The sequence below is a fragment of the Acinetobacter sp. LCT-H3 genome, assembly GCF_001866125.1.
In the GTDB taxonomy this organism is placed as follows: Bacteria; Pseudomonadota; Gammaproteobacteria; order Pseudomonadales; family Moraxellaceae; genus Acinetobacter; species Acinetobacter schindleri.
On sequence record NZ_MODX01000023.1, the window covers coordinates 15317 to 28742 of the forward strand.

General features: G+C 45.6%; 12 protein-coding genes and 2 pseudogenes. 2 read left to right on the forward strand and 12 right to left on the reverse strand.

The window, feature by feature from the left end:
- Window positions 1-5: 5 nt before the first annotated feature.
- A pseudogene (locus BK820_RS11700) lies at window positions 6-1391 on the reverse strand (ethanolamine ammonia-lyase subunit EutB).
- A 25-nt stretch (window positions 1392-1416) separates the two neighbouring features.
- Window positions 1417-2737: pseudogene (eat, locus tag BK820_RS11705) on the reverse strand (ethanolamine permease).
- A 150-nt stretch (window positions 2738-2887) separates the two neighbouring features.
- Between eat and BK820_RS11710 the strand changes: the two are divergent.
- Entirely contained in the window at window positions 2888-3310 is a 423-nt protein-coding gene (locus tag BK820_RS11710; protein WP_004814711.1) for a hypothetical protein, read from the forward strand.
- Between the two features lie 177 nt (window positions 3311-3487).
- On the opposite strand, the gene BK820_RS11715 is transcribed toward BK820_RS11710, so the two are convergent.
- Window positions 3488-4249, reverse strand: a complete 762-nt coding sequence (locus BK820_RS11715; RefSeq protein ID WP_004814709.1) for a ferredoxin--NADP reductase — start codon at window positions 4247-4249, stop codon at window positions 3488-3490.
- 85 nt (window positions 4250-4334) lie between these two features.
- Between BK820_RS11715 and gigC the strand changes: the two genes are divergently transcribed.
- Window positions 4335-5213: a LysR family transcriptional regulator GigC gene (gene gigC / locus BK820_RS11720; RefSeq protein WP_004814707.1), complete on the forward strand. Its 879-nt coding sequence runs from the start codon at window positions 4335-4337 to the stop codon at window positions 5211-5213.
- A gap of 81 nt (window positions 5214-5294) precedes the next feature.
- Here the strand turns inward: gigC and BK820_RS11725 are convergent, their stop codons facing one another.
- The 9 genes from BK820_RS11725 to nuoI all read right to left on the reverse strand — a co-directional run bounded on the left by BK820_RS11725 (window position 5295) and on the right by nuoI (window position 13417).
- Window positions 5295-5657, reverse strand: coding sequence for a hypothetical protein (locus BK820_RS11725; RefSeq protein ID WP_071321026.1), 363 nt, complete (start codon window positions 5655-5657; stop codon window positions 5295-5297).
- 202 nt (window positions 5658-5859) lie between these two features.
- Window positions 5860-6153: a cold shock domain-containing protein gene (locus BK820_RS11730; protein WP_071321027.1), complete on the reverse strand. Its 294-nt coding sequence runs from the start codon at window positions 6151-6153 to the stop codon at window positions 5860-5862.
- A gap of 83 nt (window positions 6154-6236) precedes the next feature.
- Window positions 6237-6872 carry a uracil phosphoribosyltransferase gene (upp, locus tag BK820_RS11735; protein WP_004814701.1) on the reverse strand — a complete coding sequence of 212 codons (636 nt, stop codon included), beginning with the start codon at window positions 6870-6872 and terminating at the stop codon, window positions 6237-6239.
- A 127-nt stretch (window positions 6873-6999) separates the two neighbouring features.
- Complete coding sequence (nuoN, locus tag BK820_RS11740; protein WP_071321028.1) at window positions 7000-8544, reverse strand: NADH-quinone oxidoreductase subunit NuoN; 1545 nt, start codon at window positions 8542-8544, stop codon at window positions 7000-7002.
- 3 nt (window positions 8545-8547) lie between these two features.
- Window positions 8548-10161: an NADH-quinone oxidoreductase subunit M gene (nuoM, locus tag BK820_RS11745; protein ID WP_071321029.1), complete on the reverse strand. Its 1614-nt coding sequence runs from the start codon at window positions 10159-10161 to the stop codon at window positions 8548-8550.
- A 1-nt stretch (window position 10162) separates the two neighbouring features.
- Window positions 10163-12052 (reverse strand): NADH-quinone oxidoreductase subunit L, encoded by a 1890-nt coding sequence (gene nuoL / locus BK820_RS11750; RefSeq protein WP_071321030.1) that lies wholly within the window; start codon window positions 12050-12052, stop codon window positions 10163-10165.
- The gene (nuoK, locus tag BK820_RS11755; RefSeq protein WP_004814693.1) at window positions 12049-12357 is read right to left on the reverse strand and encodes an NADH-quinone oxidoreductase subunit NuoK; all 309 of its coding nucleotides are present in this window, start codon (window positions 12355-12357) and stop codon (window positions 12049-12051) included. Before nuoK ends, nuoL begins: the two co-directional genes overlap by 4 nt.
- A complete protein-coding gene (gene nuoJ / locus BK820_RS11760; protein ID WP_171058617.1) occupies window positions 12357-12875 on the reverse strand; it encodes an NADH-quinone oxidoreductase subunit J in 519 nt (172 codons plus the stop codon). Before nuoJ ends, nuoK begins: the two co-directional genes overlap by 1 nt.
- Window positions 12875-13417, reverse strand: a complete 543-nt coding sequence (gene nuoI, locus BK820_RS11765) for an NADH-quinone oxidoreductase subunit NuoI (RefSeq protein WP_004814689.1) — start codon at window positions 13415-13417, stop codon at window positions 12875-12877. Before nuoI ends, nuoJ begins: the two co-directional genes overlap by 1 nt.
- Window positions 13418-13426 lie beyond the last annotated feature (9 nt).

Sequence of the window (13426 nt, forward strand, 5' to 3'; positions counted from 1 at the left end):
ACTCCTTAAGACAGCATCAAACGGGAAAACTGTTTGGGTAATTCAGTCGGCCACTGCAACTGATGGGCTTGCTGAGAAAGAATACCCTGCTGTTACAGCCAGTGGTCAAATTCAGGCGCCGGTTTTAAGCCTAATAACTGACGAATATATAAAGCATCATGGAAAGAGGTAGTTTGATAGTTCAGCATCACATCATCTGAACCCGGAATCCCCATGATAAAATTCAGTCCGGCATTGGCGAGTAGAGTCAGCAAGATATCCATGTCATCCTGATCTGCATCGGCATGGTTGGTATAGCAAATATCACAACCCATCGGCACGCCGAGCAGCTTGCCACAGAAATGATCCTCCAGTCCTGCCCGGATAATCTGCTTACCGTTATACAGATATTCCGGGCCGATAAAGCCGACCACGGTATTGACCAATAAAGGGTTAAATTTACGTGCCACGGCGTAGGCACGTGCTTCCAGAGTTTGCTGATCGACCCCATGATGACCATTACTGGACAAAGCACTGCCCTGTCCAGTTTCAAAATACATCACGTTCTGACCCACTGTGCCACGTTTCAGGCTTAAAGTCGCTTCATAACCTTCCTGTAAAAGTTCCAGATTAATGCCGAAGCCGGTATTAGCTTTTTCAGTTCCCGCGATGGACTGGAACATCAGGTCAATCGGGATATTTTTATTCGCCAACTGAATCCCTGAAGTGATATGGGTCAGCACACAGGACTGGGTCGGAATCTGATATTCATGAATAATATGATCCAATAATTTTAATAACTCGGAGAGGTTTTGCAGGTTGTCAGTCGCAGGATTAATCCCGATCACCGCATCACCACTGCCATACATCAGCCCATCCAGGATCGATGCTGAAATTCCCATCAGATCATCGGTGGGATGATTCGGCTGCAAGCGGGTAGAAAGATGTCCTTCCAGCCCGATGGTGTTTCTAAATCGGGTCACCACCCGGCATTTTTTTGCCACCAGAATCAGATCCTGGTTGCGCATGATTTTACTGACCGCTGCCACCATTTCTGGGATCAGCCCCATTTTTAAGGCCGTAATTTTTTCAGTGGTGGCATCTGTACTCAACAGCCAGTTACGAAAATCCCCCAGAGTAAAATGCGAGATCGGATAGAAGGCAGCGGCATCATGTTCATCCAGAATCAGTCGGGCCACTTCATCCTGTTCATAAGGTATTAAAGCTTCATTCAAAAACTGCTGTAATGGTACTTCTGCCAGACACATTTGTGCAGCAACCCGCTCAGTTGCATCATGGGCAGCAATCCCTGCCAGCTGATCGCCAGACCGTTCAGGGCTAGCCTTGGCCATCAGTGTTTTTAAGTCTTCAAAAATATAGTGCTGACTGGCCACATTGATCTGATACAGCATAAGCATGTTCTCCCTTCAAGATGATTTATTTCAATTCCTTTTCTGCTGCCTCAATACGGGCAAATTCTTCTTCCGGTGTGCCTGCCACCAGATGATGACGGCTATACAACAGGAAGTAGAGAATCAGTACGACATAAATCGCAGCTGCCATTAACCAGACTTTTGGATCGACCAGGAAGCCAGCGACCACTGCAATGGCTGCAAGCACTAAAGCAATCGATGCCGTGACAATACCGCCCGGCGCTTGATAAGGACGTGCCAGATTTGGTCGAGATACTTTGAGTTTGATATAAGACATCATCATCAAGACATAGGAAATCGTCGCGCCAAAAACGGCCATCAGAATCAGCAGATCACCTTCACCTGAAAGTGACAGCAGAAAGCCAATAATCCCCGGAATAATGATCGCCAGATAAGGCGCATGATTGCTGTTGGTCAAAGACAATTTTTTCGGTAAATAACCGGCACGTGACAGTGCAAAAATCTGACGGGAATAGGCATAAATAATCGAGAAAAAACTCGCGATCAGACCCGCCAGCCCGACAAAATTCACAAAACTGGCCATCCAGGTATTAGACCCATAGACTGCAACCAAGGCATCGACTAGTGGCGCACCAGAATCTTTAAGGGCATTTGCACCAGCAGCACCTGGACCCAGAAGTAAAATACTGAGGGCAAAAAATGCCAGAATTAGCATGGAACCAATCAGGCCACGCGGCAAGGATTTGGCCGGATCTTTGGCTTCTTCTGCCGCTAATGGTACGCCTTCAACAGCAAGGAAGAACCAGATTGCATAAGGTACGGCCGCCCAGATACCGAGATAACCCAATGGCAGGAAAGTGCTGGCACCCGCCGCTTCAGTACTGACCGCAATATCAAACAGGTTTGCACTATTAAAATGCGGCAACATGCCGAAGATGAATACCATCAAAGCTACCGCAGCAATTGCGGTAATCACGAACATGATTTTAAGTGCTTCACCAGCACCTTTCAGATGCAAGCCTATAAAAGATCAGATAGCCACCAAAGGGACCAAAAGCAGTCCGGGCAAAACTATAACCCCCACCAGCAGTCGGCAGCATGGTCGACATTGCCGACATGGCCAGACACATGCATAAATACATCAATGCCACCACAACAGTGGCAATAAACATCCCGCCCCAACCCGCCTGAGCCAAACCAAAATTCCAGCCGGCAAAGTCACCGGAAATCACATAGGCCACCCCTAAACCCACGAGGAGCAGCCAGCCTACAGCACCTTTTTTCAGCTGTCGCAGGGCAAAATAATCTTCTTGTACTGTTGTTTCGGTGACGCCGGTATCGATGACACTTTTTGACTCTGACATAGCAACCTCTTTGTTTTTATCTTTGTTCCCTGAGGATATGCATAAGCCGTACCAGTTCATCCACTGTCTAGGGAAAGCAAACTGAATCGCTGCCCTATCGGTACGAAATGCGCTATAATCATCCACCTCCTATTTATACACTCGATTTTTATGGCGTATCGTCAACAAAGTGTATCGCTTGATCTTGACACTGACGTCACACATCAATGTGCGTTACACCACACCCGCGATCAGCATCTGATTGGAATTATTGAATTCAGCAAGCCAAGCTTTTTGCTGCGCTGGCAGGATCTGGAATATTTCCGTCGTCGTACCGAAGAAATGTCGGTGATGCCATTCCCGGACTGCGTGAATGCAATGATCATTGATGTGCGTAATGTCGCAGCTTGGCTCGACAATGACGTGCCGATCATTCCATGGCGCTTACTGGAAGAAGAATGTCCGGTACGTCTGGTCGTGCCTGCGGAACGCATCGAACATTATGCCGGTTTCTTTGAACCGACCTGGCTGACCTCTGATGTAGAGACAGCGATCCAGGAAATCCGGGACTTTATGGATATGTTTGTCCATTAAGAGATACAAAGTAAAAAGCCTCCGACATGGAGGTTTTTTTGTGTTTAAAGAAAATAAAAGTCCCCCTTTACCAAAGAGGGATTTAAGGGGATTCTGATTTCAAGAAATATTTTTTAACTTAATCCCTTCCCTTACACAGCGATGCTGCTCAACCCAAAGGACGAGGGAGAATAATGCTTACCAATAATTCTCGACTGCAATATTTCCTTCACCACGACGGTTCATGGTCAAGCCACGTGCTTTTAATGCTTCTTTGGTATCTTCAACCATATCCGGATTACCGCAGAGCATGACATGGCTGGTTTCAGGATTAAGCTGCATAGCTGCGGCTTTTTCCAGTTCACCATTTGCAATCAGAACCGGTAAACGGTCATGCAATGCTGCTTCAGGATCACGGGTAATAATTGGAATAAACTTAAAGCCGCTATGTCCTTCACCAAAGCTTTCTGCAATTTCCTGAATACGCTCTACATAAGCCAGTTCAGCTTGCGTACGCACGCTATAGACCAGATTAATTTGCTTATAGTTATTCCAGGTTTCAAAGTCTTGCAGCATGGATAAAAATGGCGCCAAACCTGTACCTGTTCCCAGTAACCATAAATCTTGTGGTAATGGCAGCTGGTAACGTGCCAGGGTCAGATAGCCATAAGGAATCTTTTCCAGGTAAAGTTCATCACCCACTTTAAGATGTTGTAAATTTGAAGTAAATTTACCTTCAGGCACCACGATTGAGAAAAATTCCAAGGTTTCATCGAAAGGTGAAGACACCACTGAATATGCCCGGACAACGAGTTCATCTCCTATCTTCAAGCCAATACGCGCAAACTGCCCTGCAGTAAACTTGAAGTGTGCAGGTCTGGTCATGGTGAAACTAAACAGCGTATCGGTCCAACGGTGTACAGATAAAACCTTTTCTAAGCTAAATTTTTCAATAGACATGATTCAAACGTGGCATCAAAGACTATGCTCATGGTAGCATGACAGCATAATTTATTAATATTTTTTAAATGTTAAGGCTCTATTCATGCGCATGACTCTACGCCAGTTGGCTGTTTTTGTAGCAGTTGCTCAAGAAGGTACCGTCACCAAAGCCAGTGATGCAGTCAAACTCACCCAAAGTGCGGCGAGTATGGCTTTAGCAGATTTAGAAGATGGTCTTGGCGCACCTTTATTCGACCGTCTAGGCAAGCGTTTACAGCTGAATGATTTAGGTCGTTTTCTTCTCCCGCAAGCACTGGAAATTCTTGGTCGCTGTGAAGCTTTTGAACAAGCTGCTAAAGGTGAACTGCAAAGCATTGACCTGCGTCTCGGTGCGACCCTGACCATTTCCGACTATCTGATGCCAGACCTAATGGCGGATTTTTTAAAAATCCAGCCACAGGCACACTTGCAACTTCAGGTGGGTAATACTCGCCAGATGATTGAAGCCGTCAACCAGTTCCAGCTGGATCTTGCGCTGATTGAAGGTTCCTGCCACTTGCCACAGCTGCAATGTATCCATTGGCGTGATGATGAACTCGCTGTGTGCTGTGCTCCGGATCATCCACTTGCTCAGTTAAACCGTCCACTGACTGCCGAAGACTTTAAATCTGTAGAATGGATTCTTCGTGAAGAAGGTTCAGGCACGCGCGAAGTCTTTGACAATGCCATTCTGCAAGATGTTCCAGATGCTAATATCCGTTTGACACTCGGTCATAACGAGGCAATTCTGAAGATAGTGGCAGGTGGCATAGGTATGTCCTGTATTTCTAAACTGGCAATTGAACCTTTACGTGAAAAAGGTCAGTTGGTGATTCTTGATACACCCTTCTGGTCTCTGACCCGTCCATTATTTATGCTGGTACACCGTCAGAAGTATCAAGGCCCAGGTTTAAAAGCTTTTATGAAATTCTGTGAAGCCTAAATTTCTGTTCAAATTAAAAAAGCGCCTTAAGGCGCTTTTTTAAGAATGGGACAAATATCTTATTAAAAACTGAAGACTGACCTAAATTTCTCCAAATATCATGAAGCCAAGCGCTGATACAAAAGCCAGCCAGAGTGTAGGACTAAAGAAAATACTGTTACGTACTGGAACAGCCACCATGGCAGGTGCTAGAGATGGTAGTACGACTACTTCAGGAACAAATTCCTGTTGGGGTTTGATATCTAGACGCACCATATTGTCCAATTGAATCTTATTCTGCTCTTCAATGATTCTGAATTTAAGCCGCTCTCCAACTTGAGGCATTATTTCAGGTGAAGGTAATTGCTGTAACTGGAAACCTAACTCCTGTGCCGTGTTTGCCAGTTCAATGCTTCCGGTCCCGCTTAGGGAGTCATAGGTTTTAACTCTTCCATCTGTAAACATGATATATGTCCCTGAATCATCATAGATGCGTATTTTAAGTGGAAGGCCATAAGATATATTGTGAGCTTTAGTAGGTATTTTATTGTTTTAGCAACATCGCATAGCATTTAAGTTAAAAAAACCGTTATAAAATTACATTAAATAAAAATCAAATAAAAAGAGGCTCTAAAGCCCCTTTTCAGTTTAAATGGAAAGTAAAAATTTAACGTTTTAAGCTAGACAATAATTCAGTGGTAATTGAAGTATTTACCGCGACAGCCTTGGCTTTTTTCGCTTTCTTGGACTTATCAGCTACGCGTTCAATTTTAATAGCTTTGTACTTATCACCATTTTGAACCACGTTAAACTTTACCCGATCATTACGCTTTGGCTCACCTGAGTCTGCAGGAAAATCCGAGATATGGAAAAATACATCACCTTCTGGAGATGAAATAAAACCAAAGCCCTTCTCTGCATTGTATTGTTTGACTTTGCCTTGATATTGTTCAGAACTCATTTACGTACCCTAATCTGACCATTATATTGTTCAGTATATAAAAAAGAGGCTATAAAAGCCCCTTTCCTGTTCATCTTCAAAAATCAGTCTTTTTGAACCGAACCAAAAATCTTGTCACCCGCATCGCCCAGACCTGGAACGATGTAACCATTTTCATTCAAGCCATCGTCCACCGCAGCCGTGAAGATCACCACATCTGGATGTGCTGCTTCAACACGTTTAATACCTTCTGGTGCAGCAACCAGTACCATCACACGAATGTCTTTACAGCCGCTTGCTTTCAGCACATCAATTGCAGCCACCAGAGAAGAACCCGTCGCTAGCATTGGATCAATAATCATCGCAATACGGTTTTGTACATCTGGTACCAGTTTTTTATAGTAAGTCCGTGCTTCTAAAGTTTCTTCATCACGCTCAAGACCCAGTACAGATACTTTAGCGCTTGGAATCAGGTTCAGAAAACCATCCAGCATACCAATGCCGGCGCGTAGAATTGGCACAACGGTAATTTTCTTACCAGCGATACGGTCTACAGTGACTGAGCCGTTCCAACCGTCAATTTCATGCTCAACAACAGGAAGATCCTTGGTCGCTTCATAAGTCAAGAGCATGGTCACTTCTTGAGCCAGCTCACGGAAGTTCTTGGTACTGATGTCTGCACGACGAAGTAAACCGAGTTTATGTCGGATTAAAGGATGACGGATTTCATGGATAGCCACGGGAGAACACCTAAAAGGTTAAAGATAAATTGCTGCTTATTATAAAGCGATTTTCGTTTTTATATAAATAAAAAAGCCCCCTATCGAGGAGGCTTTTTTTGTAATAACGTTCTAATCTTTCGATTAATTAGTTATAACCGCTTTGCACCAGAGTGAAAATGAACTGTTGAAGCTCAGGTGAGATTGCAAAGAAAGCAAACTTAGAGAATGCAATCATTGGATCTGGGTAAACACCCAGGATCAGTACCAGTGCAGCCACTGCCAGCACCATGATACCACCCACTTTTTGCCCCCAGTGATTTACAGCGTCAAGACGAGGCGTTTCTGGTGGAGTCATGTACATTACCACCATTACACGTAGGTAATAATACAGACCAATACCTGAACCCAGGATGACCATTGCAGCAAGGAACCAAGACTCGCCTGCTACCGCAGTTTTTATAACCAGGAACTTACCAATAAAGCCCGCTGTTAATGGAATACCAGCAAGAGACAGCATCATCACCGTTAATACAGCAGTCAATACTGGACGGCGCCAGAACAGACCACGGTACTCAGCCAAACTACCTGCTTCATCGGTGTTGTTGTACGGACTAGACATTAGGGTTACTACACCGAATGCACCGATTGTCGTCAACACATAAGTGATGATATACACATTCACGCTTTCAAATGTCGCGAAGCCCTGGATTTGCAGGAAGTCAGAGTTACGTGCAGAAACGATGGCAACCAGTACATAACCGAAGTGAGCAATTGAAGAGTATGCAAGGATACGTTTCAGGTTCACCTGTTTCACTGCCAGCAAGTTACCAGCAAGAATCGAAAGCACTGCAAGGATCGTAATGATGGTGACGAAGCTGTCTGCCAAGATTAAACCTGAAGACAATACATAACGTACAAACAGACCCAACATTGCTACTTTCGCAACAGTCGCAAGGAAAGTTGCAACTGGTGATGGAGCACCTGCATATACGTCTGGTGTCCATTTGTGGAATGGTGCAAGCGATAGTTTGAATGCCACAGCAAAGACAATTAGCGCAAGACCGATTACCACAGCTGGCTGGCTAAATGCAGAGAACATTTTGCCTGGTTCAGCAGTGAAGTTCAGTGTACCTGTGTACGCATAGATGTAAGCCATACCCATCAGCAGCATTGCAGATGCAGTTGCTGACAATACCAGGTATTTCACACCCGCTTCAAGCGACTGAGAACGTTGATGTGTATACGCCAACAGGCCGTAAACCGGAATCGACATTAACTCAAGGCTGATGAAGAATGAAGCATAGTGCGTGCTTGCCACCATCAACATTGCACCCGCAACCGAACACAACATCAAGATGTAGAGTTCTTCGCGGTTGTCTTTATAGGTTTCAATGTATGCATGTGACAGTGTGCTACACGCAAGTGCAGCAATCAGAATCACAAACTGGTACAGCATCGTAAACGGATCTACGATGAACAGGTTCATCACGTTGGCAGGTGCAAATTTACCCGCCAACAGGACGAAGATCATATATAACGCAGCCAGGTTTAAACCAATAACTGTCGTCGTCGCAACCAGGTTGTGGTTACGCTTAACTGCTGTCACCAGCATTGCAACGATCGCAGTCAACGCCACGATCATCACAGGTGCTAGGGGCATAAGCTCAGAAAAAGACATTGTGAAGTTCATGGCTTATTGGATCTCCACATTTTCAGCTGAAACGGCAGCTTGCTGCACAGCATCAGCTGCTTCAGACACAGGAATGTAGCTATTTGCTAACCACGCCATGCTTGAGTTTGAAATATCAAGGAAGCTTTGTGGGTATAGACCAAGCCATAACAGACCAAACGCACAGATCAACAGGATTACCACTTCACGCGTATTTAAATCTTTCAGCGGATTCGTGTAATGCTGCTTTTGCTCTTCGTTTGGCGTACCAAACAGTGACTTGTGAATCATGATCAGACCGTACAGACCAGCAAACACCAAGCTGATTGCAGCAAGGATTGTATAAGTCGGATATTGACCAAATGCACCCATCAGGATCAGGAATTCACCGATGAAGTTACCTAGACCAGGAATACCCACCAACGCTGCTACGAAGAACATCAGGAAGAATGCTAAGTATGGGAACTGACCGCGCATCCCCCCCATTAGACGCATGTCACGTGTGTGAACACGTTCGTACACCTGACCACACATAATGAACAATGCCGCAGATGACAGGCCGTGAGCCAGCATCATGATCATCAGACCTTGGAAAGTCAGTACGTTACCTGCATAAAGTGCAAGTAGAACGAAGCCCATGTGTGAAATAGATGTGTACGCTAACAGACGTTTCATGTCGGTTTGCTGGAATGCACACCATGCACCGTAGAAAATACCAATCAGACCCAGAATGATCGCAATGTCTGCAAACTGAGCCGAAGCTGCCGGGAAGAACGGCATAACGAAACGCAGTAAACCGTACGCAGCAGTTTTAATCAGGATACCTGCAAGGTCAACAGAACCCGCTGTTGGTGCCTGAGCATGCGCATCCGGTAACCAGCCGTGCAGTGGGAAAACTGGAAGTTTGACTGCAAAACCGATGAACATACAGATCATGAAGGCATAAGCCAATGCTGGAACTTGCGTATCCAGTGTATTCGCAACGTCCAACAGGAAGTTGTAGTCAAAACGGATTTCACCAGTCATTGAGTAACCAGCAACCACCAGACCCAGGATACCAATCAGCATCACCAGACCAGCAACCTGTGTGTAGATGAAGAACTTGGTTGCAGCATATACACGTGACTTGCCTTCTGCCCCTTTATGACCCCAAAGCGCAATCAGGAAGTAGATCGGTACCAGCATCATCTCCCAGAAGAAGAAGAACAGAAACAGGTCAATTGCCAGGAACACACCAATTACGCCACCCAAAGACCATAAAAGGTTTAAGTGGAAGAAACCAACGTTTTTCTGAATCTCACCCCATGAACAGCCGACTGCCAATACACCAAGCAGTGCAGTCAAGCCAACCATCAGTAAAGATAAACCATCCACCGCTAGGTGAATGTTAATGCCCAGGGTTTGAATCCAAGGCAATTTGAACTCAGCAGCCCAAGAAGGTGTAGCACCGCCTAATTCATAAACATAAGTACCGTTCTGCCAGAGAACCACGGTTAACACCAGGGTTACCAGCATCCCGATTAACGCGATATAACGCGGTAGAGACTGGTCGAGCTTGTCGACCAACCAGCATACAAAACCTGCAATGAACGGAATGAGGATCAGAGCCGGCAAAATCATGTTGTTTGGAGCTTCCATTTTATTTCCCCACTACCTGAATCACGAGCAAGATCATCAGTAGGACAACGATACCGAGCCCCATACTAGATGCATATTCACGCAGTGAACCAGTTTGACGTGAGCTGGTAAAGCTGTGACCACCTTTTACAAGTGCAGGCAGTACTAACCACAAGCCATCAATTGGATCACGACCGAACAATTTCGCGAAGAATAAATAAGGCTTCACAAAAATCAGGTCATACAGTGCATCAAAACCAAGTGCATTGCGGCAAATGTTCGCAAGACCAGCACCCAGTGAAGTTTTAGCAAACGATTTCACTGCATTATAAGCAAAGGCAAATAACACTACGCCTAGCGCAAGACCTGCCAGTGCAATACCTACCGCAGTATATTCTGCAGTATGCATGCCATGCTCAAGTGCTTCAGGAATATTAAACGCAGGAACTTTAGCTGAATTCAGGATGCTTTCTACAGGCGCTTTCAGTGCTGCACCAACGAAAGTAGAAAGAACTGCAAGAATCGCCAATGGACCCCAGTAAGTCACACCCTTGATTTCGTGATAAGGGGTATTTTCTTTACCGAAGAATACAACCCAGATCAGACGGAAGGTATAGATTGAAGTCAGGAATGCCCCTGCAACACCTACCCAGTACAGTGAGTTATATACCGCAACTGATTGACCTTGTACCCATACCGCACCCAGGATGGCATCTTTCGAGAAGAAGCCCACAGTGATGAATGGAATTGCAGCCAATGCACCGCCACCAATCGCAAAACAAGCAAACAGGAATTTGTTCTTGTAGAACAGACCGCCCATCTTGAAGATATTTTGTTCGTGGTGGTAAGCCAGAATCACTGCACCAGAAGACAAGAATAATAATGCCTTGAAGAATGCGTGAGTCAGCATATGGAACAAACCTGCCTGGTAAGCTTCAGCACCAACAGCCATAAACATATAGCCCAACTGACTCATGGTTGAGTAAGCAAGGATACGTTTGATGTCTGTTTGAACAAGCGCAGCAAAACCAGCTACAAGTAATGTCACCGCACCAGTAATCGAAATGAACATCATCACTTCAGGCGCAAGTTCAAATACTGTGAACAGACGGCAGCACAGGTAAACACCCGCTGTGACCATCGTTGCAGCGTGGATCAATGCAGATACAGGTGTTGGACCAGCCATCGCGTCAGCTAACCATGTTTGTAACGGGATCTGTGCAGATTTACCTGCAGCTCCCAGGAACAACATTAATGCAGTCCAGATGGTCAGTGATGAGCTTTGAGTCATCACAGTCGCAGCATTTTCAACGATGTACTGAGTATTCAGCGTACCGAATTGCTGGAAAATCAGGAACATTGCGATCAGCAGGAATACGTCACCGACACGAGTCACAGTAAATGCTTTAATTGCAGCTAAACCGTTTTTCGGGTTCTCGTAGTAGTAACCGATCAACAGGTAAGAACACAGACCTACGCCTTCCCAGCCCAGGAACAATAACGCCAGGTTATCGCCCAGAACCAACAGCAACATGCTCGCAACGAACAGGTTGAAGTAAGAGAAGAAACGTGCGAAGTCTTCTTCACCGCGCATGTACCATGATGCAAAGATATGGATCAGGAAACCAACGCCAGTCACCATACCAAGCATTAACAGAGACAGACCGTCTAAATGCAAACTGATGCCAGGAGCAAAACCGCCTACATTGAACCAGGTCCAAAGATGCTGAACTTGAGCAACGGAACCGTTAGCCGTAAAGTCTATACCCGCGATCAGTGCAAATAATGCAGACAGACCTACGGCACCCACACCAATAATGGCTGCAACAGATTCAGGAAGCTTGTTACGCCCTGCCGCTAAAAGGACAAAACCAATGAGCGGAAATAAAATTGTTAGATATAAATAACTCATCCGCGCATCTCACTAGCAGCATCCACATCCAGATGATGGAAGCGATGATAGAACTGAAGGACGATCGCAAGACCAATACACGCCTCTGCCGCAGCCAGCGTCAGAATAAAGATGAACATGATCTGACCATCTGGCTGTGCCCAGGCACTGCCCGCCAGGACAAACGCTAAAGCAGCAGCGTTCATCATGATTTCAAGGCTCATTAGAATGAATAACAGGTTGCGTCGCACCATTACACCGTAAAAACCCAGTGCAAAAAGAATGGATGCAACGATCAAACCATGCTCTAAAGGGATGTTGCCCATTATTTATTGTCCTCTTCTGCACCTGGTTCACGTTTGCCAAGATGGTAAGCAGCAACAAGTGCGCCTAACAGTAACATCGCAGCAACTTCTACCAATAGTAAGTACTGTGTAAAGAGCGTTTGACCAACTGCTTTAGGGCCAACAATTTCCGCACCCATCACCAGAGATGGCTGAGCGTAATCTGAGTTCAGCACCCAAACCAAGATCAGACCGATCAGGAAGCTCATGAGCGCCGGGTAAGCCCAGGCACTTGAAGTTAACCACTTACGCTCCTGCTCAATGGTTTGTTCACCCAGGTTCAGCATCATGACCACGAATACGAATAAGACCATAATCGCACCAGCATAAACGATGATCTCAAGAGCACCGGCAAACGGCGCTCCCACGATCATGAACATGCCTGCAACTGCAAGAAGTGAAACAATCAGACTTAACAAAGCATGTACCGGGTTCGCGTTAGTCACTACACGAACCGTAGAGACGATGGCCACAAGCGCCATCAGATAAAACGGCCACATCATGGTAATAGACTCCGTACATCAACAGGCGCACTTTCACGCTGTGCTTGACCTTTCTCTTTACCAGTTACAGCCATACCTGTTACGCGGTAGAAGTTATAGTCAGGATATTTACCAGGACCAGAAATCAGTAAGTGTTCTTTTTCATAGACTAAGTCTTGACGAACATATTCACCGAGTTCGAAATCAGGTGTCATCTGAATTGCAGTGGTTGGACATGCTTCTTCACACATACCGCAGAAAATGCAGCGTGAGAAGTTGATGCGGAAAAATTCCGGATACCAGCGGCCATCTTCTTTTTCTGCTTTTTGCAGAGAGATACAGCCTACCGGACAGGCAACCGCACACAGGTTACATGCAACACAACGCTCTTCGCCATCTGGGTCACGCGTCAATACAATACGGCCACGGAAACGTGGTGGCACGATTTCCTCGGCTGGTACTTCTGGGTACAAGATGGTGTCACGTTTGCGCGTTGCATGGCTGAACACCATGAACAACGAACGAACGATTGACCCGAATCCAGCTAGAAATTTAAACATTTTGTTCTC

Excerpts from the sequence above, each read along its gene's own strand:
- nuoI (WP_004814689.1), bottom strand. The coding sequence starts at position 13,417 with ATGTTTAAATTTCTAGCTGGATTCGGGTCAATCGTTCGTTCGTTGTTC.
- nuoK (WP_004814693.1), bottom strand. The coding sequence starts at position 12,357 with ATGGGCAACATCCCTTTAGAGCATGGTTTGATCGTTGCATCCATTCTT.
- gigC (WP_004814707.1), top strand. The coding sequence starts at position 4,335 with ATGCGCATGACTCTACGCCAGTTGGCTGTTTTTGTAGCAGTTGCTCAA.
- BK820_RS11725 (WP_071321026.1), bottom strand. The coding sequence starts at position 5,657 with ATGTTTACAGATGGAAGAGTTAAAACCTATGACTCCCTAAGCGGGACC.
- nuoL (WP_071321030.1), bottom strand. The coding sequence starts at position 12,052 with ATGAGTTATTTATATCTAACAATTTTATTTCCGCTCATTGGTTTTGTC.
- BK820_RS11730 (WP_071321027.1), bottom strand. The coding sequence starts at position 6,153 with ATGAGTTCTGAACAATATCAAGGCAAAGTCAAACAATACAATGCAGAG.
- BK820_RS11715 (WP_004814709.1), bottom strand. The coding sequence starts at position 4,249 with ATGTCTATTGAAAAATTTAGCTTAGAAAAGGTTTTATCTGTACACCGT.
- nuoJ (WP_171058617.1), bottom strand. The coding sequence starts at position 12,875 with ATGTGGCCGTTTTATCTGATGGCGCTTGTGGCCATCGTCTCTACGGTT.
- BK820_RS11710 (WP_004814711.1), top strand. The coding sequence starts at position 2,888 with ATGGCGTATCGTCAACAAAGTGTATCGCTTGATCTTGACACTGACGTC.
- nuoN (WP_071321028.1), bottom strand. The coding sequence starts at position 8,544 with ATGAACTTCACAATGTCTTTTTCTGAGCTTATGCCCCTAGCACCTGTG.
- nuoM (WP_071321029.1), bottom strand. The coding sequence starts at position 10,161 with ATGGAAGCTCCAAACAACATGATTTTGCCGGCTCTGATCCTCATTCCG.